Annotated in this window: 19 protein-coding genes and 1 other RNA gene; 11 read left to right on the plus strand and 9 right to left on the minus strand. The window is 72.2% G+C overall.

From position 1 onward, the window contains the following. Entirely contained in the window at positions 1 to 1,083 is a 1,083-nt protein-coding gene (locus OV427_RS33660) for a PEGA domain-containing protein (RefSeq protein ID WP_267860308.1), read from the plus strand. A 46-nt stretch (positions 1,084 to 1,129) separates the two neighbouring features. Here the strand turns inward: OV427_RS33660 and OV427_RS33665 are convergent, their stop codons facing one another. Next, positions 1,130 to 1,723 carry a hypothetical protein gene (locus OV427_RS33665; protein ID WP_267860309.1) on the minus strand — a complete coding sequence of 198 codons (594 nt, stop codon included), beginning with the start codon at positions 1,721 to 1,723 and terminating at the stop codon, positions 1,130 to 1,132. 52 nt (positions 1,724 to 1,775) lie between these two features. Here OV427_RS33665 and OV427_RS33670 point away from each other — a divergent pair, with 52 nt between their 5' ends. After that, the gene (locus OV427_RS33670) at positions 1,776 to 3,611 is read left to right on the plus strand and encodes a M1 family aminopeptidase (protein ID WP_267860310.1); all 1,836 of its coding nucleotides are present in this window, start codon (positions 1,776 to 1,778) and stop codon (positions 3,609 to 3,611) included. 9 nt (positions 3,612 to 3,620) lie between these two features. Here the strand turns inward: OV427_RS33670 and ftsY are convergent, their stop codons facing one another. Continuing rightward, positions 3,621 to 5,186 carry a signal recognition particle-docking protein FtsY gene (ftsY, locus tag OV427_RS33675; RefSeq protein WP_267860311.1) on the minus strand — a complete coding sequence of 522 codons (1,566 nt, stop codon included), beginning with the start codon at positions 5,184 to 5,186 and terminating at the stop codon, positions 3,621 to 3,623. A gap of 69 nt (positions 5,187 to 5,255) precedes the next feature. Here ftsY and OV427_RS33680 point away from each other — a divergent pair, with 69 nt between their 5' ends. Continuing rightward, the gene (locus OV427_RS33680; protein ID WP_267860312.1) at positions 5,256 to 5,813 is read left to right on the plus strand and encodes a hypothetical protein; all 558 of its coding nucleotides are present in this window, start codon (positions 5,256 to 5,258) and stop codon (positions 5,811 to 5,813) included. Between the two features lie 67 nt (positions 5,814 to 5,880). Here the strand turns inward: OV427_RS33680 and rnpB are convergent. Next, positions 5,881 to 6,278: RNase P RNA component class A (gene rnpB, locus OV427_RS33685), an RNA gene on the minus strand. 63 nt (positions 6,279 to 6,341) lie between these two features. Beyond that, positions 6,342 to 7,073, minus strand: coding sequence for a zinc ribbon domain-containing protein (locus OV427_RS33690; RefSeq protein ID WP_267860313.1), 732 nt, complete (start codon positions 7,071 to 7,073; stop codon positions 6,342 to 6,344). A 160-nt stretch (positions 7,074 to 7,233) separates the two neighbouring features. On the opposite strand from OV427_RS33690, the gene OV427_RS33695 reads away from it, so the two are divergent. Next, positions 7,234 to 8,016 carry a hypothetical protein gene (locus OV427_RS33695; protein ID WP_267860314.1) on the plus strand — a complete coding sequence of 261 codons (783 nt, stop codon included), beginning with the start codon at positions 7,234 to 7,236 and terminating at the stop codon, positions 8,014 to 8,016. A 183-nt stretch (positions 8,017 to 8,199) separates the two neighbouring features. Continuing rightward, positions 8,200 to 8,364, plus strand: coding sequence for a hypothetical protein (locus tag OV427_RS33700; protein WP_267860315.1), 165 nt, complete (start codon positions 8,200 to 8,202; stop codon positions 8,362 to 8,364). Positions 8,365 to 8,489: 125 nt separating this feature from the next. Here OV427_RS33700 and OV427_RS33705 read toward each other — a convergent pair whose 3' ends face one another. Next, entirely contained in the window at positions 8,490 to 8,780 is a 291-nt protein-coding gene (locus OV427_RS33705; RefSeq protein ID WP_267860316.1) for an FYDLN acid domain-containing protein, read from the minus strand. A 156-nt stretch (positions 8,781 to 8,936) separates the two neighbouring features. On the opposite strand from OV427_RS33705, the gene OV427_RS33710 reads away from it, so the two are divergent. Further along, positions 8,937 to 10,646: an AgmX/PglI C-terminal domain-containing protein gene (locus OV427_RS33710; protein WP_267860317.1), complete on the plus strand. Its 1,710-nt coding sequence runs from the start codon at positions 8,937 to 8,939 to the stop codon at positions 10,644 to 10,646. A 12-nt stretch (positions 10,647 to 10,658) separates the two neighbouring features. Beyond that, entirely contained in the window at positions 10,659 to 11,867 is a 1,209-nt protein-coding gene (locus OV427_RS33715; protein WP_267860318.1) for an MFS transporter, read from the plus strand. Positions 11,868 to 11,873: 6 nt separating this feature from the next. Here OV427_RS33715 and OV427_RS33720 read toward each other — a convergent pair whose 3' ends face one another. Genes OV427_RS33720 through OV427_RS33730 form a run of 3 tightly spaced genes read right to left on the minus strand, consistent with a single transcriptional unit; the run spans position 11,874 to position 14,725 of the window. Beyond that, entirely contained in the window at positions 11,874 to 12,116 is a 243-nt protein-coding gene (locus OV427_RS33720; protein ID WP_267860319.1) for a DUF3006 domain-containing protein, read from the minus strand. Between the two features lie 12 nt (positions 12,117 to 12,128). Beyond that, positions 12,129 to 13,496 carry an MBL fold metallo-hydrolase gene (locus tag OV427_RS33725; protein ID WP_267860320.1) on the minus strand — a complete coding sequence of 456 codons (1,368 nt, stop codon included), beginning with the start codon at positions 13,494 to 13,496 and terminating at the stop codon, positions 12,129 to 12,131. Next, positions 13,493 to 14,725 carry a ComEC/Rec2 family competence protein gene (locus OV427_RS33730; RefSeq protein WP_267860321.1) on the minus strand — a complete coding sequence of 411 codons (1,233 nt, stop codon included), beginning with the start codon at positions 14,723 to 14,725 and terminating at the stop codon, positions 13,493 to 13,495. Before OV427_RS33730 ends, OV427_RS33725 begins: the two co-directional genes overlap by 4 nt. A 113-nt stretch (positions 14,726 to 14,838) precedes the next feature. Here OV427_RS33730 and deoC point away from each other — a divergent pair, with 113 nt between their 5' ends. From deoC to OV427_RS33750, 4 genes are all read left to right on the plus strand, one after another. Beyond that, positions 14,839 to 15,669, plus strand: a complete 831-nt coding sequence (deoC, locus tag OV427_RS33735; protein WP_267860322.1) for a deoxyribose-phosphate aldolase — start codon at positions 14,839 to 14,841, stop codon at positions 15,667 to 15,669. Between the two features lie 14 nt (positions 15,670 to 15,683). Further along, positions 15,684 to 16,076 (plus strand): TraR/DksA family transcriptional regulator, encoded by a 393-nt coding sequence (locus OV427_RS33740; RefSeq protein ID WP_163995312.1) that lies wholly within the window; start codon positions 15,684 to 15,686, stop codon positions 16,074 to 16,076. Positions 16,077 to 16,139: 63 nt separating this feature from the next. Next, positions 16,140 to 17,867, plus strand: coding sequence for a phospho-sugar mutase (locus OV427_RS33745; RefSeq protein WP_267860323.1), 1,728 nt, complete (start codon positions 16,140 to 16,142; stop codon positions 17,865 to 17,867). Positions 17,868 to 17,923: 56 nt separating this feature from the next. Next, positions 17,924 to 18,565, plus strand: a complete 642-nt coding sequence (locus tag OV427_RS33750) for a hypothetical protein (RefSeq protein ID WP_267860324.1) — start codon at positions 17,924 to 17,926, stop codon at positions 18,563 to 18,565. Between the two features lie 27 nt (positions 18,566 to 18,592). On the opposite strand, the gene OV427_RS33755 is transcribed toward OV427_RS33750, so the two are convergent. Next, positions 18,593 to 19,747 carry a sensor histidine kinase gene (locus tag OV427_RS33755; RefSeq protein ID WP_267860325.1) on the minus strand — a complete coding sequence of 385 codons (1,155 nt, stop codon included), beginning with the start codon at positions 19,745 to 19,747 and terminating at the stop codon, positions 18,593 to 18,595. Positions 19,748 to 19,894 lie beyond the last annotated feature (147 nt).

The following is a 19,894-nucleotide window of genomic DNA, read 5'->3' on the forward strand; positions in this document are numbered from 1 at the left end:
ATGAGCCCTCACCGCCTCGTCCTCTTCGCCCTGGTGACCGTCCTGGCGGCGCCGTCCTCCGCATTCGCGCAGGACGACGACCTCCTCGCTCCCCTCACCCCGCAGACGAAGTCTTCCAAGACGAAGGCCGGGAAGACGAAGGTGGTGCGGAAGAAGACGCCGCGCGAGAAGCCCGCGAAGGTGACGAAGAAGCCCGCGAAGACGAAGAGCGGCGCGACGGCGCGGGGCAAGGCGGGCAAGAAGCCCGTGGAGCCCGTGGAAGAAGACGACCTGCTCGCGCCGCTGTCGCCCAAGAAGACCGAGATGATGGTGCGCATCACGGGCGGCGTGCGCGGGGCGAAGCTGCAGGTGGACGGCAAGGACGCCGGCACGCTGAACGCCGCCCCCATGCCCCTGACGGTGACGCCGGGCGAGCACCTGCTGGTGGTCCGCAAGCAGGGCTACGCCGACTACACGCGGCGCATCGACGTCAAGGAGGGCTCGCAGCAGGAGGTGTCCGTGTCGCTGGATGCCACCATGGGCTTCGCCACGCTGGCCGCGGACGTGGCCGAGGCGGTGGTGCTGGTGGACGGAGACGAGGTGGGGCCGGTGCCGCAGGGCAACGTGCTGCTCAAGCCGGGCTCGCGCGAGATTGAATTCCGCGCCCCGGGCTTCAAGCCCGACGTGCACAACATCACCGTCTTCGCCGGACGGAGCTACTCCGTGGAGGGCACGTTGCGGCCCCTGGTGGACACGTCGGTGGCCAGCGCGGATGCGCCGAGGAAGCCGGCGTTGGATCCGTCGCGCACGCCGGAGGAGACGTCGCCCGGCCTGTCGCTCACGGACACGACGGAGCCTGACCCGGAGGTGAGCTCCAGCAAGCCCTGGTATGGCCGCTGGTACGTGTGGGCCGGCGTTGGCGCGGTGGTGGCCGCGGGCACGGTGGGCGCGGTGATGGCGACGCAGGGTGGCGGCGCTCCTGCCCTGAACTCGACGGACGTGTGCGGCGGCGACTGCGATGCCGTGCTGGGCGGCGCACGTCCGGTTCGCGGTGGCGCCTCGGGAAGCGCTCTGCGCATTCCGGCCAACGCCTTCCACTTCTGATTCGTCGTGCCGCCCGCCCTGCTCGAGGGCGGGCGAGGCCCGTGGCTCACTGGCCGCGCAGGTCGTCGTCGGGCGACGAGCGCGAATCCGGGGCGAGCACGAGGTACACGTCGCTCACCCGGCCCACGCCCCAGTAGTCCAGCGCGGTGGCGCGGACCTGGAAGGGCTCGGACTCGGGCAGCAGGTGCGTGAGGTCCACCTCGCCGGGCTCGAAGCTGAAGGCGCGGCGCCCCAGGCTGTCCACCTGCTCCTTGCCCATGTGGACGCCCTCGGTGAAGCCCACCACGGCGCTGCGCATCAGCTTGCCCTTCGCGTCCAGCACCTCCACCAGCAGGAAGTTGTCCACGGAGATGCCCAGGGTGGCGCGGGCGTCGCCGTAGAGGCGGGCCCGGCTTCCCTCCAGCCGCAGCAGCGGCGTCTGGCCCGTCGTCACGACGTGCGGCGTGCGCTCGCCCTCGGTGGTGTCGATTTCCACGTCGTCGCGCAGCTTCGTGAGCAGCTCCGTCTCCTGCGCGGGAGTGTCCAGGAGGAGTCGTACGGCGCGGGGAGTCGCCGGTGCGGAAGTGGGGGAGGCGGGGACGTGCCGCGCACAGGCCACCAGCCCCCAGGCGGCGGCCAGGACGAGCGTTCGAGAGTGCATGGACCCCCAGGCTAGACGAGCAGTGGTGGACCCGGTCAATTAGCATGGCCCCATGCGGACCTTCCTGCGCGGGTGCCTGCTGTGGGGTGTGCTCTCCGGTGTCCCCGCCTGGAGCGGTCCACCTCCGGCTGTGACGCCCCCGGCGCCCCCGGCGTCCCCGGCCTTCTCACCCGAGGTGCAGCTCTGCCTCCAGCACCTCAAGCCCTCCGAGCGCGCGCGGGCGACGAAGGCGCTGGGGCCTCTGGATGAGCTGCCCCGCTACCGGGTGCAGTTGGATGTGGACCCGGCCGGGCGCGAGGTGACGGGCCGGGTGCAGGTGGAGGTGCTGGCCCGCGACACGCCCCTCACGGAGCTGTACCTGCGGCTGACGCCCAATGCCCGGGAGCGCCGGGTGACGCTGTCCGGGGCGAAGGTCGGCGGCCGGCCGGTGAAGCTGGAGCGGCCGGAGCCCACGCTGTACCGCGTGGCGCTGGAGGAGCCGGTCCCCGTCGGCGCGGCGGCGGTGGTGGACGTGGCGGTGAAGGCCACGGTGCCCCAGGTCGCGGCGGGAGGCGGAGGGATGCTGTCGGGCTTGCTGGGCGGAGGCTCGCGAGGAGGCGGCGGAGACCACGGCGCCTTCTCCGCCACGGAGGACTTCCTCAGCCTGGTGGGGGTGGTGCCCCAGGTGCCGCCGACGGACGCGGTGGGGCGCCCCTGGGACGGGCCGCAGGGCATTGGCGACCTGGCGCTGTACGAGCCGGCGCACGTGCTGGCCACCGTCACGGTGCCCTCGGGCTGGACGGTGCATGCCACGGGTGCGCCCATGGGCGAGGTGCCCGAGCGCAACGGCCGGGTGCGCTTCGCCTTCGCCGCGGCCGCGGTGCGCGACTTCCCCATCCTCGTGTCGAGGGGCTACGAGAGCTCCACGGCGACGGTGGGCGGTGTCACCGTGGAGAGCCACTACGCGGCGCGGGACAAGGCCGCGGGCGAGCGCGTGCTGAAGTACGCCAGCGCGATGCTGGAGGAGTACGAGCGGCGCCTGGGCCCGCTGCCCTACACGCACTTCCGCGTGGTGGAGGCGCCCCTGTCCGGCGGCGCGGGCGGCATGGAGTTCCCCGGGCTCGTCACGGTGGCCACGTCGCTGTACCGCGGCCCCATGGACCCGACCGAGGCGCTGGCCGGTCTCGAAGGCATGGAGGGCCTCGAGGAGCTGCTGGGCGCCATGGGGCAGGGCGGTGGCAACCCCGTCATGGCGCAGCTGGGCGCGGTGCTGGAGCGCACGCTGGAGTTCACCGTGGCACACGAGGTGGCGCACCAGTACTTCGCCGGCCTCGTGGGCTCGGACCCCATCCACATGCCCGTCGTGGACGAGTCGCTGGCCCAGTACGCCGCGCTCCTCTACGTCGAGTGGAAGCACGGCAAGGGGGCGGCGGAGGCGCAGCGGAAGGAGGCGCTGGTGTCCGCGTACCACCTGTACCGCATGACGGGCGGGAAGGACGGCCGCGCGGACCGGCCCACGGGCGACTTCGTGGACGAGTTCGAGTACAGCGCGCTCGTCTACGGCAAGGCGCCGCTGCTGCACCAGGCCTCGCGGCAGTTGGTGGGGGACACGGCCTTCCTCCAGGCGCTGCGCGCGTACGTGGACACGTACCGCTTCAAGTGGGCCGGCGGGGACGCATTCACCCGCGAGCTGGCGAAGGCGAGCCCCGCCCATGCGAAGCGGCTGGAGGCCCTGCGCGTGCGCTGGTGGTTGGAGGCGCACGGCGACGAGGACCTGGGAAAGGCCAACCTGGCGTCGATGCTGGGCGCCCAGGGGCCAGGCGACCTGGAGGGCTTGAAGGACCTGGAAATGGACCCGGCGTCGAAGCAGCTCCTGGAGCAGCTGATGCCGGGCCTGCTGGGGGAGTGAGCCCGGCCCTCAGTCGAAGAGGGCCTGGACGAACTCGCGCGGCTCGAAGCGGCGCAGGTCGGCGATCTTCTCGCCCACGCCCACCCAGACGACGGGCAGCTTCAGCTCGTCGCAGATGCCGATGATGACGCCGCCCTTCGCGGTGCCGTCCAGCTTCGTCAGCGCAATCGCGGTGACGCCCACGGCCTCGTGGAACTGCTTGGCCTGCTGAATCGCGTTCTGGCCGTTGGTGGAGTCCAGCACCAGCAGCACCTCGTGCGGCGCGCCGGGCAGCGCCTTGTCCATGACGCGCTTGACCTTCTTCAGCTCATCCATGAGCGGCGCCTTGGTGTGGAGCCGGCCCGCGGTGTCCGCGATGATGACGTCCGCGCCCTCGTCCTTCGCCTTCTTGATGGCGTCGAAGATGACCGAGCTGGGGTCGCCGCCCTCCGCGCCCTTCACCAGCTGGGCCTTCGCGCGGTCCGCCCACACGTCGAGCTGCTCGGTGGCGGCGGCGCGGAAGGTGTCGCCCGCGGCGAGCACCACCTTCTTGCCCTGGCCGGTGAGCTTCGCGGCCAGCTTGCCGATGGTGGTGGTCTTCCCGGCGCCGTTGACGCCCACCACCATGACGACGTGCGGGGGGCCTCCGCCCTCCAGCGAGCGCGGCACCGGCAGGTCGCAGATGCGGGCCACTTCCTCGCGGATGAGGGCCTTGATTCGCTCCGGGTCCTTCAGCTCGTTGCGCTTGAGCTTCTCGCGCGCCACCTCCACCAGGTGATTCGCGGTGCGCACGCCGATGTCCGCCGTGAAGAGGATTTCCTCCAGCTCCGCCAGCACGGACTCGTCCACCTGTCGCTGCTGGCCGAACAGCCCGTTGAGCCGGGCCATGAAGCCCTGGCTCTTCGTCTTGTCCAGGCCCTGCGCCAGCGTGCGGCCGGCCTCGGCCTCCACCTTGGCGCGCGCGGCGGCCTCCTCGGCGCGGCGGGCCTCCTCGACGGCGGCGGCCTCGCGGGCGCGCTCCTCCTCCACGAGCCGCCGCGCCTCGGCCTGCTCGCGCTTGCGCCGCTCGCGGGCCTCGTCGTCGGCGGCCTTCTTCGCGCGGTACTCGGCGCGCTTCTCCTCCTCCTCGCGCTCCTTGAGCTCCCGGGCCTGGGCCTCCAGCCGGGAGCGCTCGGCGGCGTCCGTGGTGGTGCGGGCGGTGCGGGCGGCCTCCTCGCGCTGGCGGGCCAGGGTGGCGGCGCGCTCATGCGCCTCTTCCGCCTCGCGCAGCCGGGCGGCCTCCGCCTGCGAGGGCGGCAGCTCCACCCGGAGCTGGGGCCGCTCCGCCGGCAGGGCGGGCTTCTCCCCGGGGACGGGGACGCCGGGCTTCTTCGCCTCGGGCGCGCGCTTGCGGAAGAACATCTTCCGCGCGGCCAGCACCATCAGCAGGACGAAGAGGCTCGCGGCGCCAATGCCGACGGCGTCGCCTACGGAGAAGCCCTCCGTGGGGGGCGTGCCGGTGCCCGGCTGCGTGGTGCCCCCGCCCGGGGAGGGGGCGGGGGAGGGGGCGGGCGGCACCTGCGCGGCCAGGGCGTCGAGGGCGTTGGGCGTCTTCATGTGCGCGGCCTCGCATACACCAACGCGCAAGTGGATGCAGCGCCCGTGGCCGAGTAGAAACGGCAGGCCATGCGCCTCAAGCTCTCCAGTGTCCTGCTTCCGTCGGTCCTCCTCCTGGGCCCCGCCTGCATCGTCGAGGCGCCCGGCGGCGCCAGCCCGCAGGAGCGGCGCGCCGCCACCGTCGCCCAGGTGCCGCCCCTGTCCCTGCGCAACGGCGCCAACCTCGGCGGCAAGGTGGAGCTGGTCGGCGCCACGGTGCAGCCCGGCCGGCTCACCCCGGGGGAGCAGGCCAAGGTGACGCTCTACTTCAAGGTGCTCCAGCCCATCGAGGAGGACTACCTCGTCTTCGTCCACGTCGAGGACGCCGAGGGGCGCATGGAGCGCATGAACGTGGACCACAAGCCCGCGGGCGGCCTCTACGCGACGTCGCAGTGGAAGCCCGGCGAGACGGTGAAGGACGAGTTCGCCATCTACCTGCCGGCCGGCGCCGGTCCGCGCGCGCTCAACATCTGGCTGGGCCTGTGGGAGCCGCGCACGGACACGCGCCTGCGGCTCACCAACCCGGACGCCGTGCGCAACGACGGAAGGGACCGCATCCTGCTGGGGCAGGTGCCCGTGGCGCGCTGAGGCGCGCCTCCAGGGTCCGTGGCGCGCTTCCGCGCGCCTGCCGGGCGGGACGGCACAGGGAGAAAAACGCCGGAGTGGCCCTGTAAGCCGGGTTCTGTCACCACCCCTTTCGAGGTGGGCAGTGAACATTCATCTAGGGCCCTGGTTGCCCAGGGACCTCATCAGCGAGCAACCCGAACGCCTGGGACGGGCCATCCCTGTCCCCCCGGACTGCGAGGGACGCGCTCCTATTGGCTCTTGCTCCAGGTGGGGTTTACCGTGCCGTCCGAGTCACCCCGGACGCGGTGCGCTCTTACCGCACCGTTTCACCCTTACCCGCCCCTTGCGGAACGGGCGGTCTGTTTTCTGTGGCACTTTCCTGCGAGTCGCCTCGACTGGCCGTTAGCCAGCACCCTGCCCTACGGAGCCCGGACTTTCCTCCCGCCACCCGTGACTGCGGTGGCCGGCGTTCACCCGGACCACTCCGGCACCGTGCCCTTACAACAGGCGGACGGCGCAGGTCCACTCCGGGGGCGGAGGCGGCGAGGACTACTTCGTCGCCGCGGGCGTTTCCTGGAGGGCTTCCACCGCGTAGATGATGCGGTTGCAGGACGGGCACACGTCGGTGCCCAGCGAGGTGCGCAGCTGGTTGTAGAGCTGCGGGGGCACGTTCATGTTGCAGCCCTGGCACGTGCCGGCGACCACGCCCACCAGCGCGGGCAGCTTCTTCTTGCGAATCGACTCGTAGCGCCGGAGCAGGTTGGCGTCCACGCCCGCGGACACGCCGGAGCGGCGGCCCTCGAGCGCCTTCACCTGCGCCTCCGCCTCGCCCAGCTTGCCCTTGAGCTCCGCCATGCGGCCGGACAGGCCCTGCTGCTTCGTGGCGAAGTCGGACTCCTTGGACTTGATGGCCTCGCGGGCGGCGCCGAGCTGCTTCGTCAGCTCCGCCAGCTCCTCGGCCATGGTCAGGTTCGCCTTCTTGGCGATGTCGATTTCACGGGCCAGGGCGGAGTACTCGCGGGTGGAGCGCTGCTCGCTGAGCCGCGCCTCCCACTTCTTCACCTTGTCCTTCTCGTCCGTGATGTTCTGCTCGAGCTGCGCCTTCTGGCGCTCCATGTCCGTGAGTCGCGCCCGCTCGGCCTCGATGGCGCTGCGGGCGACGCCCAGCTCCCGCTCCAGCTCGGCAATCTGACGGGGGTGAACATCCGCGGCCTTCCGGAGCGAAGCGACCTCGAGGTCTACGTTCTGCAGCTCCGCCAGCGCTTTCAATTTCTCCCGCAAAGTTGCTGCCTCCCACAGGGCCGCACCGTGTACGGCCGCGCTCTTGTACCAACAAGGGTGATGGGGGTCCAACGTCCAAATGGCCCATGAGTCATCCCCTGGGCCTCAGGCAAGCGGGCTGCATTTGAAACAGCTTCACGCTCCAGTTAGACCGGGGCGCGTGTTCCGCCCCCTCCTGCTTTGTCCCTTCCTGCTCGCGTTCGCCCCCGGCTGCCGCGAGTCCGCGCCCCCTCCGCCCGTCCCTGCCGCCGCCGGAAACCCGGACACGCCCGTCGCGCCTCCGGCACCCGCGGCCACCGGGTGGGGCACCGTCGAGGGCCGCATCCGGCTTTCCGGGACTCCACCCCCGCCCGCCCTCAGTCCGACCAGCGGCACCACCGTGTCCGTGTGCGGGGAGCAGACGGAGGACCGCTCCCTTGTCGTGGGCGGCGAGGGCTCGCTCGCCTACGTGGTGGTGTCCCTGAAGGAGGGGGGCGCGCTGCCCGCGTCCCGCCAGTCCCCGCCCGAGCCCGTGCTGGACCAGAAGCGCTGTCTCTATGACCCGCCTGTCCTGGCCGCGCGAGCCGGCGGCACGCTGGCGCTGCGGAACTCGGACCCCCTGGTCCACAACGTGCGCGCCGCGTCCGGTGCCAACCGCGCCTTCTTCAACGTGGCCATGCCCCTGGAGGGGATGACGGTGCGCCGGCCCCTGCCCGCCGCGCCAGGCGCCGTCCCCATCCGCTGCGACGTCCACCCCTGGATGCGCGCGCTGGTGCGCACCTTCGACCACGGGTACTTCACCACCAGCGGCACCGACGGCCGCTTCCGCCTGGAGGTGCCCGAGGGCGCCCACACCCTCGTCTTCTGGCACGAGCGCCTGCCGGAGTTGGCACGCACCGTGAAGGTGAAGAACGGAGAAACCGTCCAGGTGGACCTGGAGTGGGCGGCGGACCAGGTGAAGTAGGCCGGGGCCCTGCAACCGGGTGCGGGCGGCCCGGACGTATCCGGTGCGGAGTGACGGGGCCGACGAAATATTTTCGGCGCTCGACGTATAAGTGAGTGAGAAGCCGATTTTTAGATCCAGTTTCCGTTCTGGCGGAAATATTGCTATAAGAGTGGCGCCAACAAGAAGAAGGGGGGCCGAGTCATGCACCAGCCGAAGAAGCGGACGACTTTGACGAGCGACCTGAGCACGGTGGAGTCGCCCCGAAAGGCGGCCTCGCGACCGGTGGGCATGCAGGAGATGGGGCCCGGCCTCTACGAGCAGATCCGCCGGGCGCTCCTGGAGTTGAAGCCCGTCTCGGGAACCTGAGGGCGGCACGCGGTCCGGGGCGCTCCCGTCATGGGGGGCGCCTCCTGGGAAGCACGACAGCCATGTCCTGAAGAAAAGCGAAGGGGCTCCCGGCATGTGCCGTGGAGCCCCTCGGTGCTTCGGGACTAGATGTCTTCCTCTTCTGGCTCCGCGGCGGCCTCGTCGTCGTCGAAGGTCTCCAGTTCCTCCTCTTCCTCCTCACCCGCGGCGGCTGGCTCCTCCGGCTCGATGGGCTCGATGACCTTCGGGGCAGCGGCCAGACGGCCACGGCGTCCCTCGGGCTGAGGCTTGAGGGCCGGGCTCTCCCGCTGATCTGCCCCACACTTGGGGCAGAGCGGGTCCGGCTTCTTCATGTCGTAGAACTTCGTCTGGCACTTGTAGCAGACGTACTTCGTTCCAAGATCCTTCGCCGGCATTCGCCACCTTTGGAAAGGCCAGTGGAGACACGAGAGGGCGGCTGAATAGTTGGGCTGTCGGGCAGAGTCAACCTGTGGTTTGCGCGGGAGATTTCTAGCGGTAGCATCCAACCCGCGTTTTCCCCCGAGTTTTCCCCCGGAAGTCGGACGCTCCCCTTGAACTTCACCTGCGACAATTGCCAGAAGCGGTATTCCATTGCGGACGAAAAGGTCCGCGGCAAGACGGTCAAGGTCCGCTGCAAGAACTGCCAGAACGTCATCACCGTCGAGGGACCGTCCCTGCCCCTGGAGGAGAGCACCCGTGTGGTGTCTCTCGCTGACGTGGAGCGCATCCGCGCCCAGGAGCGCTCCCTCGTGGAGCCCGCGGCGAGCGAGCCCGTCGTGGCGGCCCCTGCCGTGGCCCGTGCCCCCGCCGCCGCCCTCCAGACGCCCTGGGACGACGAGCCGACCCGTGCGGTGCCCCTGAAGCCGGCGGGCTCGCCCTGGTTCGTCATGGTGCGCAACAAGCAGGAGGGGCCGCTGGACGAGGGCGCCCTCCGGGAGCTGGTGGCCACCGGAACCGTCAGTGGGCGGAGCTTCTTCTGGCAGCAGGGCATGGCGGACTGGAAGCGCGGCTCGGACATCCCCGAGCTGTCCGTCCTCTTCGCGGCGCCCCCCGCGCCCGAGCCGGCCCCGCCGCCGCCTCCCCCGGTGGAGGAGCCGCCCGCGGCCCCCTCGCCGTCCCGTGCGCGGGCAGCCCCGGCCCGCCGTGAGCCCGAGCCCCAGGCGTACACGCCGGAGCCCGAGGAGCCCGCGGCCCCCGAGCCCCAGCAGCAGGCGTGGGACCCGGAGCAGGACGAGCCGGAGCGGACCTTCTTCGAGGAGCCCGACCCGCGCGCCCAGCCTCAGGGACGGCGGGGCCAGGCCGCCGCGCCGGCCGCCAGCGCCGCGCCGCTCAATGACGACCTGTTCTCCGACCTGGACCTGCCCGGCAATCGGGGCGCCGGTGACGAGGATGACGGCCAGGGCCAGGGCCAGTACGAGGACCCGCTGGCCGCGCTGGGCGGTGGTGACGGGGACGAGCGTCAGCCCGTGGAGGACACCCGCCACTTCGCGGCGAAGTCGGGCGTGACGCGGCGCAACCCCGCGTGGAAGTACGCCGTCGCCGTGCTGCTGCTCCTCGTCGTCCCCCTCGGCGGCGCGTACGTGCTGTCGGAGACGCTGGGCGTGGTGCCCCTGCGCGTGAAGACGGTGGACCCCGAGGGCCACCCGGTGGAGCAGCCCATCTTCTCCGCCCGGGGCGTGGGCGCGCTGCGCGACAAGCTTCTGGGGCGTGAGCCGCCGGTGGCCCCGGCGCCGAAGCCCGCGGCCCCGCCCGCCGAAAAGCGTCCGGCCGCGCCCGCCCCGGAGCCGGAGTCCGCTCCCGCGCCGTCGGGCCAGGCCCCCACGGGCGCTGGCGCGCCGACGGGCGCCGCGCCGGCCCCGTCCGCCGAGCAGCTCCAGGCCGTCTACGCGGACTCGGAGAAGAAGGACGTGGGCCCCGACGTGCGCAAGGACGCGGAGGTGGCCGCGACGGACTCGGACGAGGTGGGTGGTCCCTCGGACGAGGAGGTGGAGCGCGTGGTGGACAAGGCGCAGGACGCGTTCCGCTCCTGCGTGGACAACGAGCTGCGGAAGAACCCGTCCTTCCGCGTGGGCAAGGTGACGCTCACCGCCACGGTGGGCAGCTCCGGCAAGGTGAAGGCCGCCACGCTCGACAAGAAGGACCTGAACCGCTCCCCCGTGGGCTCCTGCATCAAAGACCGCGCGAAGGGCATGGTGTTCTCCGCCTTCTCCGGTGACGACGTGGACCTCGAGATTCCGCTCGTCCTCTCCGGGACGATGTAGCCGGCCCCTTCCGTGAGCCCCCAGGGGTCGGAGCTGTCGCGGGCCGCGGGCGGCCGGCTGCCTCGCGCGGTGGTGCTGCTGGGGCTGGTCTCGCTGCTCACGGACGTGAGCAGCGAGATGATCTTCCCGTTGCTGCCCGCGTTCCTCGCGGCGCGCTTCCCCGCGGCGCCGCTGCTGCTGGGGGCCATGGAGGGGCTGTCGGACCTGGTGTCCGCGCTCCTCAAGTACCGCTCCGGCCTGTGGGCGGACCGGGCGCGCAGGCTCAAGCCGCTGGTGCTGATGGGCTACGGCGTGTCCTCGCTGGCGCGGCCGATGATGGCCTTCGTCACCCTCGCGTGGCAGCCGCTCCTCATCCGCTCGCTGGACCGCGTGGGCAAGGGCGTGCGCAGCAGCCCACGCGACGCCATCATCGCCCACTCGGTGCCCGAGGGCGCACGGGGGAGGGCCTTCGGCTTCCATCGGGGCATGGACCACGCGGGCGCGGCGCTGGGCGCGCTGGTGGCCATGGTGCTGGTGGCGCTGGGGCTGCGCGCGGAGCAGGTGTTCCTCGCGGCGGCGGTGCCGGGCTTCGTCGCGCTGTTGTGCATCCTCGTGGTGAAGGAGCCCGAGCGTGCGCCGGAGGCCCACGGCACGGGCGCGGCGCTGGTGCCGGTGCCCCGCCGGCTCGGGTACTACCTGGCGCCGGTGGTGCTCTTCGGCGTGGCCAACTCCACGGACGCCTTCCTCCTGCTGAAGCTCACCGAGGAGGGCGCGCCAGCGGCGCTGCTGCCCATGGCGTGGCTGCTGCTTCACGTGGTGAAGGCGGCCGTCTCGTACCCGGCGGGCTGGCTGGCGGACCGGCTGGGCTCGTCGCGCGTGGTGCTGGCGGGGTGGGGGCTGTACGCGCTCAGCTACGTGGCGCTGTCCCAGGTGCACGGCATCCCCGGCACGCTGGCCGTCATGGCCTTCTACGGGCTGTACCACGCGCTGGCGGAGGGGGCGGAGAAGTCGCTGCTCACCTCGCTGGTGCCGCCGGCTGCTCGGGGGCGTGCCTTCGGTCTCTACAACGGGCTCACGGGAGGGGCCTCGCTGGCCGCGGGCCTGCTGTTCGGCGCGGTGTGGACGCGGTGGGGCAGCGCGCCGGCCTTCCTCACCGCGGGCCTGCTGGCGGCGGTGAGCGCGGTGCTGCTGGCGGTGCTGCTGCCCCGGGCCCGCCCCGCCGTGACGGCGCCCCTGGCCTGAGTGGGCCTACAGGTCGAAGTCGCCGGACGGCGGCTTCTTCTTGCCCTGCTTCGCCCGCTCGCGGGCCTCGCGCACCTGGGCGCGCAGGGCCTCGGTGGCCTCGCGGTCCACGAGCAGCGTGTCCAAGTCCAACACATCCCCCTCGCGCACTCCTTCTGGCAGGTCAATCAGCGGGCGCGTCTGCTGGCGGCCCTCCACGACGAGCACGGCGACGTCGCCTTCGATGCGGTCCAGCGTGGCGCGGGTCATGCTCGGGGTCCTCTAGGGGTTGCAGTCCTTGGCCGGCCGACGGCCGCGCGAGGCCTCGTCGCGCGTCTTGAAGACGAGCAGGTTGGACTTCTTTATCTTCGCGGCGCCCCGGCAGAAGGGGCGGTGGAAGACGTCTGCCTTGCTGCTGGCGACGTACGTCTCCGACGCGCCCGCGCGCGACTCCGTGCTCCCGCGCGGCGGCCGCGTCTCCGAGCGGGAGGGCGGCGGCGACGCGTCCGCGGCTGGCAGGTCGTCGATGTCCACCACCTGTCCGTAGCGCGCCAGGTTCGTCGAGCCCCGGGAGCCCGGCGTCGTGCCGCGCACGGGCGGGGCATTCGCGGCGTCCGGCTTCGGTGCGTCCTGCTTCGGGGCCTGGGCGACGGGCGGGGTGTCGGTGTCTCCGAGCCCGTGGAACGTGTAGCGCGTGTCCTCCGGCACGCCGTCGGGCAGGCGCTGCGGGGTGACGACGAGCTGCTTCCCGTCGCTCACCACCTGCACCTCGCCCGCGTCATCGGTGTGGAACACCTGGGCGCCCACGGCCTTCAGCCGCGCCAGCGTGGCGGCCGCCGGTGTGCCGCCGGTGGAGATGACGGCGGCGCGGGGCCGCACGGCCTCCAGGAAGGCCTTCGTCGTCGGGCCGTCCGCGCCGTGCTCCGCGACCTTGAGCACCGTGGCCCTCATGGGCGTGCCGCGCGCCAGCAGGGACTCCTCCGTCTTCGCGTGCGCGTCCCCCGCGAAGAGCACCGCCGTGTCGCCGTACGTGAGGCGCAGGACGATGGAGTTGGCCTCCAGCGAGGCCTGGGGCACGTCCAGCAGCTTCTCGGTGGGGTGGCGCGGCCACAGCACGTTCAGCTCCACGCCCGGGCCCAGCGGCAGGCGCAGCGGCGCGTTGGGCGTGTTCTGGGGCGGCGCCGCGGAGACGAACTCCACGTCCATTCCCCCGAGGCGGGTGAGCAGGGCGTCGTAGTCGGGCGGCGTGGCCTCCAGCTGGGGCTCCATCAACTGCTTCGCGCCCACGCGCCGCAGCACCGCCTCCACTCCGCCGTGGTGGTCCGCGTGCGGGTGCGTGAGGATGACCAGGTCCAGCCGCTGCGTGAGCAGCTCCGGCAGGCGGTTGAGCAGGTGGTCGGCCGCGGAGGCGGGGCCCGCGTCCACCAGCACCGTGTGCCCTTCCGGCGACACGATGAGCGCCGCGTCCCCCTGGCCCACGTTGAAGAAGTAGACGTGCAGCTTCCCGTCCGGAGGTGAGCCGAAGTAGCGGCGCGCCTCGGCGGGACGGGGAACGGCGGCCGGCGGTGGAGGCGCGGGCGGCGGCGGCGGCTCCTGGCAGGCGGCCGCGGCCACCAGCACTCCCAGGAGGCAGAACAGGCGCGGGCTCATGGGTGGCAGTCCTCGGCGGGGCGGCGCTCGCGCAGGGCGGCGGCGCGACTGGAATAGACGGCGCGCTCCGACTTCGAGCGCTTCAGGGTGGCGCAGTCCTCGCGGTGGAACACCTTGCTGCCCTTCAGGCTGACGAAGGGCCCCGCCCCCTCCTCGTCCCGCGAGAGCGCCGGAGCGGACTCCACGGTGCTCCTCGACGCGACGGTGGCCGCGCCGCGCGCGCCGGGCTCGGGCTCCTTGTTCCGGGAGCCGCCGCGAGCGCGCCTCGTGCTGGGGAGGATGGGGCCGAGCGCCACGGGACCGGGCTTCACCCCGCCGGGCACCAACAGGGGCGCGGCGCGGCCCTTCGCGGAGCGCAGCGTGACGGTGTTGCCGTCGCTCACCGCCACCACCTCGCCGTCCTGGTCCGTGCGGAAGACGCGGGCGCCTGACGCATCCAGGCGCTGCAGCGCCTCCGCGGTGGGGTGCCCGTAGTCGTTGCCGGCGCCGCAGGAGATGACGGCGGCCTTCGGCTTCACCGCGGCGAGGAAGGCGGCCGTGGACGAGTAGCGCCCGCCATGGTGCGCCACCTTGAGCACGGTGGCGGAGAAGTCGATGCGCTTCTGGAGGAGGAGGGCCTCCGTGTCCGGCTCGGCGTCGCCGGTGAAGAGGAACGCCGTCTTCCCGTACGTCAGCTTGGTGATGATGGAGTTGGAGTTCGGGTCCGAGCGCGTGTCGTCCAGGAAGGGCTCCTGCGGCACGCGCGGCCACAGCACGGTGAGCGAGGTGCCCTCGCCCAGGCCGATGGTGAGCAGCGTCTGCGGCGCCTGCGGGTTGGGCTCCGGGTTCATCACCTGGCCCACCGAGCCGCCCACCACGTCCAGCAAGTCCCTGTACGCGTCGCTCGGGTGGTCGAAGCCCGGGTCCATGAAGCGCCTGGCGCCCACCGCCTTCAGCGCGTGGGCCATGCCGCCCAGGTGGTCCAGGTGCGGGTGGGTGAGGATGACCAGGTCCAGTGGCTCCTTCACCAACTGGCGCAGCCTGCGGGCCAGGTGCTCGCGCGCCTCGGGCGGGCCCCCGTCGATGAGCACCGTCTTGCCCGTGGGCGACACGATGAGCGCGGCGTCCCCCTGGCCCACGTCGAAGAAGTACACCGTGAGCGGCTTCACGGCGGGCGAAGGCGCGGCCCGGCCCGGGAGCGAGGCGAGCAGGAGGACGAGGAGGGTGAGCAGCCGGGCGGAAGACGTCACGCAGCGGACTCTAGCGCCCCATTCCCCTCTTCGGCACCTGCGGGAGGGCAGCGGACGCGTGCTCCCCGTGCGAGCGCTTCCCGAGGGGCGGGAAGTGGGCTAAGGGGCGCGACATGTCCGACTCCCAGGACGTCTTCGCGAAGTTCCTCGAGGAGCTCGCCGACCAGGCCCGCCGTCGCATGGATGCCTGGAAGGAGACCTCGCCCACGGAGTCCGGTGCTCCCGCTCCGGACACCCTGCCGTCCACCGCCCGCGTGGACATGGAGTCCATCCGCTCCCCGGCGGACCTGGCGCCCTACATCGACCACACGCTGCTCAAGCCCGAGGCCCGCGCCGAGGACGTGGCGAAGCTGGCCGAGGAGGCCCGCAAGCACGGCTTCGCCACGGTGTGCGTGAACAGCACGCACGTGGCCACCGCCGCGCGCGTGCTGGCCGGCGCCACCACCGTGCCCATTGCCGTGGTGGGCTTTCCGCTGGGTGCGTCGCTGCCGTCCGCCAAGGCCTTCGAGGCCCGCGAGGCCATCCGCGCCGGGGCGCGCGAAATCGACATGGTGCTCAACGTGGGCGCGCTCAAGTCGCGTGACTACGCGCTCGTGCACCAGGACATCGCCACCGTGGTGGACGCCGCGCGCCCGCTGCCGGTGAAGGTGATTCTGGAGACGTCCCTGCTCACGGACGAGGAGAAGGTGCTCGCCTGCGCCCTGTCCAAGGCCGCGGGGGCCGCCTTCGTCAAGACGTCCACCGGCTTCGGCGGGGGCGGCGCCACCGCCGAGGACGTGGCGCTGATGCGCCGGGTGGTGGGCGACGACGTGGGCGTGAAGGCGTCCGGCGGCATCCGCTCCGCCGAGGACGCGATGAAGATGCTGCGCGCCGGCGCCAACCGCCTGGGCGCGTCCGCGTCCGTGGCCATCGTCAGCGGACAGGCCTCCACGGCGAAGTACTGACACGGCGGCGAGACGTGAACGCGAAACAGCGAGAGGAATTCAAGAAGCTGCTGCTGGCGCTCCACTCCGAGCTGACGGAGAAGACGCCCGCCAGGATCGAGCCCAACCGCACCGACGACGCACGCATCGGCGGCGACGAGGACGAGCAGCCCCTCAACGAGATGATGCAGGCCATCGCCTCCAACCGGAACCGGAACATGGACGGCGTGCTCGCCCGGGTGATGAAGGCGCTGGGCAAGCTGCGCGACGACCCGGACTCCTATGGCGAGTGCGAGGAGTGCGGCGACGAATTGCCCCTGGGCCGGCTGCGCGCCATGCCCTACGCGGAGTACTGCGTGACGTGCCAGGGCGCCAAGGACGGCCCCAAGGGCCGCGCCACGCGCAAGAAGCTCACCGATTACACCTGAACAACCGGCGCGCGAGCCGCGTGCTCGCCGCGCCCTCCAAGGCTACACGAGGTCTCTACGCGCATGGACACCACCGGACTGAGAGAGCGGGCGGAGGCATGGCGTCAGGCGGACCCGGACGCGGCCACTGCCGCGGAGCTGGCGCAGTTGCTGGCCCGGGGCGATTGGACGGAGCTGGCCGACCGCTTCGCCGGGGATCTGGAGTTCGGCACCGCGGGCCTGCGCGGCGTGCTGGGCGCCGGCCCCAACCGGATGAACCGCGCCGTGGTGCGCCGCACCACCGCGGGCCTGGCGCGCTACCTCAAGGAGCAGGTGCCGGACGCCGCCACGCGCGGAGTCGTCGTGGGCCGCGACGCGCGCCGCCTGAGCGCGGAGCTGGCCGAGGACACCGCCGCCGTGCTCGCCGCGGAGGGCATCCCCGCCCACGTCTTCCCGCACCCGGTGCCCACTCCGGTGGCCGCCTTCGCCGCCCTGCACCTCAACGCCGCCGCGGCCATCATGGTGACGGCCAGCCACAACCCGCCCGAGTACAACGGCTACAAGGTCTACTGGGGCAACGGCGCTCAAATCATCCCGCCCCACGACACCGGCATCGCCGCCTCCATCGCCCGGGTGGAGCCCGCCAACCGCGTGCCGCTGCTGACTCCGGCGGACGCGCGCGCGAAGGGGCTCTGGAAGGACCTGGAGGACGGGGTGGGGGAGGCGTACCTGCGCGCCATCTCCGGGCTGCGCGTGCACAAGCGCGGCTCGGACACGCTGTCCATCGTCTACACCGCCATGCACGGCGTGGGCGGCGTGTGGGCGGAGCGCGCCCTGCGCGAGGCGGGCTTCCCGCGCTTCACCGCCGTGTCCGAGCAGCAGATGCCCGACGGGCGCTTTCCCACCGTGCGCTTCCCCAACCCGGAGGAGCCCGGCGCCATGGATTTGTCGCTCGCCACCGCCGAGCGCGTGAAGGCGGACCTGGTGCTGGCCAATGACCCGGACGCGGACCGGCTCGCCGCCATGGCGCGCGACGCGGACGGCCGCATGCGCATGCTCACCGGCAACGAGGTGGGCGTGCTGCTGGGCCACTACGTGCTCACCCAGGGCACGAAGCGCGCGCGGCCGCACGTCGTCACCACCATCGTCTCGTCCACGCAACTGGGCGACATCGCCCGCGCGCTGGGCGCCGTCTATGACGAGGTGCTCACCGGCTTCAAGTGGATTGCCAACCGCGCGCTGGAGCGCGAGCGCTCCGAGGGCACGCAGTTCGTCTTCGGCTACGAGGAGGCGCTCGGCTACACCGTGGGCACCGTGACGCGTGACAAGGACGGCGTCGGCGCGGCGCTCGTCATGGCGGACCTGGCCGCGTGGTGCGAGTCGCGCGGCACGACGGTGCTCGGCTACCTGGAGGAAATCCAGCGCCGCCACGGCCTGTACGTGGGCGCCCAGCGCAACGTCACGCTGCCCGGCGCCGCGGGGGCCCAGGCCATCCGCGCCATCATGGACGCGTTCCGCGCCTCGCCGCCCGCGCGCATCGGCGCAGACCCGGTGCGCGCCGTGCGCGACTACAAGCAGGGCGGGGCCGGGCTGCCCCCGTCCAACGTGCTCGCCTTCGAGATGGAGGGCGGTGGCCGCGTCACCCTGCGGCCGTCCGGCACCGAGCCCAAGATCAAGTACTACTTCGAGCACAAGGAGTCGCTCGCCCCCGGAGAGCCCATGCCCCGCGCCCGCGAGCGCGCGGAAGCGCGGCTGGCCCGCTTCATCGACGACTTCCTCGCGCTCGCGCGTGATCGCGGCCAGCCCACCTGAGTCCTGATTCACTCCACAGGTCGCGCCCCCGTGCGGCCTCCGCAGAAAGGTACCGTGTGAAGCGTCTCGTTCCCGGATTCCTCCTCGCCTGCTTCCTGGCCCTTCCCGGCACCGCGCTGGCGCAGCGCGGGCAGGGCTGGTCCATCCTCGCCGCCGACACGCTGGGGCGGGGCAACACCGCCTTCTCCGGTCAGATTGGCTGGCCCGGGCTCACGCTCGGCCTGCTCCACGGCGGCTCGGAGCGCTTCGACATCGGCGGCAAGTTCACCTTCAACTGGGGCCGCGAGGGCTGGGTCCGCTTCACGGACCCCGGCATCAAGTTCCAGGCGTGGATGCGGCTGATGCTGGCGCAGACGAACAACGTCTCGCTGGCGCTCACCTTCCAGCCGGGGCCGCTGTTCTACTTCGACAACGGCGACACCGACGTGGGCCTGTCGCTGCCCGTGGGCTTCGTGGTGGGCATCCCCGCCGGCAGCGCCGTCATGGTGAACCTGGGGCTGGACATCCCCTTCCACGTCTACTTCGGGGAGGGCATCGGCCCGGTGTTCCCCATCCTCGTGGGCGGCGGGCTGGAGTACTTCATCGACCGCAGCCTCGACATCAACTTCAACGTCCGGATGGGGCCCTCGCTGATTCCGGACTTCGACGCCACGGAGTTCACCCTGGAGGCGCTCATGGGCGTCGCCTACCGCTTCTAGCGGCAGGCGCGCCGGCAAGTGCGCGGGCTACCAGGACGACGTCTGCTCGGGCAGCTCCGCCGTGAAGGTGCTGCCCAGGTTGACGCGGCTCTGCACCGTGAGCTTGCCGCCCATGGCCTCCACCAGGGCGCGCGCCACGGTGAGGCCCAGGCCGGCGCCCTTCTCCGGCGCCTTCGTCGTGTAGTAGGGCTCGAACACGGCCCCCACCTCGTCCTCGAAGATGCCGATGCCGGTGTCCTTGACGAACAGGCGGGGGCCGAAGTCGCCGAACATGTCCGGCAGCTCCACGCCCACGTGGATGCGGCGCGGGCGGTCGTTCACGTCCTCCACCGCGTCCGCCGCGTTGGCCAGCAACTCCACCAGCACCTGCTCCAGCTGGCGCCGGTTGAAGACCACGGCAATCGGGTCCTCCGGCAGCAGCACCGTCACCTCGGCGGAGCCCAGGCGGCCGGCGGCGCGCATCCGCTCCACCACGCCGGGCACCAGGTCGCGCAGGTCGAAGCGCTGGATGTCCTTGGGGCTGGTGGGGCCGAGCGATAGGAGATGTTGGCCGTGCAGCCGCATCTGCTCGCCCGCCACGCCCAGCTTCTTGAGCTCCGCGGGGTCCGGCGGCAGGCCCTGCTGGGCCCGGCTCTGCACGTGCGCCAGGGCGCGCTGCAGGCCCTCGCCCACGCGGCCCAGGTTCTGCGCCACGTCCGCCGCCAGCGTGCCCAGGCGCGCCAGCCGCTCCATCTCCACCCAGCGCATGCGCGGGTCCAGCAGCGCCTCGGCGCGCTGGCCACCCGCCTCGCGGTGGGCCTTCAGCTCCAACAGGGTGTGGACGCGGACCTTCAGCTCCAGCGGATCCAGCGGCTCGGTGATGAGCAGGTCGTCCACGCCCGCCTCGAGCACCTCGCGGCGCGTCTGCCGGTCCGCGCGGGGGGTCAGCATGAGCACCGGCGGAGACGAAGGGCCGCCCAGCTCCGCCACCAGACGCCGGTAGGCCGCCAGGCCGTCCGTGCCGGGCCGCTGCACGTCCAGCAGCACCAGGTCCGCCGCCTGCCGGGACGCCGCCGAAGCCGCCGCCTTGCCGCTGGCGGGCAGTACGTCATAACCAGCAGGGGCGAGGATGGAGTACAGCCGCTCCAGGCCACCCGACTGCACATCCACAGCCAGCACCCGAGGCCGGTACGTTGCGGTCATTCCCGTCGTCTCCAGCATCACGCCACCCCCACCAGGTGACCGGGCAGCGACACCCGGAAGTTCCCAAGTAGACCCTACGGACCGCATACCGGACTGGATGCGACTTCCCCCCCGGAGCCTGCAACCAGTCCGGTACGCGGTCCGAAA

Origin of the sequence: Pyxidicoccus sp. MSG2 (assembly GCF_026626705.1) — a bacterium.
Taxonomy (GTDB): domain Bacteria; phylum Myxococcota; class Myxococcia; order Myxococcales; family Myxococcaceae; genus Myxococcus.

Bases quoted from the DNA above. Each gene is read 5' to 3' on its own strand.
- OV427_RS33660 (WP_267860308.1), top strand. From the start codon at position 1: ATGAGCCCTCACCGCCTCGTCCTCTTCGCCCTGGTGACCGTCCTGGCG.
- OV427_RS33665 (WP_267860309.1), bottom strand. From the start codon at position 1,723: ATGCACTCTCGAACGCTCGTCCTGGCCGCCGCCTGGGGGCTGGTGGCC.
- OV427_RS33670 (WP_267860310.1), top strand. From the start codon at position 1,776: ATGCGGACCTTCCTGCGCGGGTGCCTGCTGTGGGGTGTGCTCTCCGGT.
- ftsY (WP_267860311.1), bottom strand. From the start codon at position 5,186: ATGAAGACGCCCAACGCCCTCGACGCCCTGGCCGCGCAGGTGCCGCCC.
- OV427_RS33680 (WP_267860312.1), top strand. From the start codon at position 5,256: ATGCGCCTCAAGCTCTCCAGTGTCCTGCTTCCGTCGGTCCTCCTCCTG.
- OV427_RS33700 (WP_267860315.1), top strand. From the start codon at position 8,200: ATGCACCAGCCGAAGAAGCGGACGACTTTGACGAGCGACCTGAGCACG.
- OV427_RS33705 (WP_267860316.1), bottom strand. From the start codon at position 8,780: ATGCCGGCGAAGGATCTTGGAACGAAGTACGTCTGCTACAAGTGCCAG.
- OV427_RS33720 (WP_267860319.1), bottom strand. From the start codon at position 12,116: ATGACCCGCGCCACGCTGGACCGCATCGAAGGCGACGTCGCCGTGCTC.
- OV427_RS33725 (WP_267860320.1), bottom strand. From the start codon at position 13,496: ATGAGCCCGCGCCTGTTCTGCCTCCTGGGAGTGCTGGTGGCCGCGGCC.
- deoC (WP_267860322.1), top strand. From the start codon at position 14,839: ATGTCCGACTCCCAGGACGTCTTCGCGAAGTTCCTCGAGGAGCTCGCC.
- OV427_RS33745 (WP_267860323.1), top strand. From the start codon at position 16,140: ATGGACACCACCGGACTGAGAGAGCGGGCGGAGGCATGGCGTCAGGCG.
- OV427_RS33755 (WP_267860325.1), bottom strand. From the start codon at position 19,747: ATGACCGCAACGTACCGGCCTCGGGTGCTGGCTGTGGATGTGCAGTCG.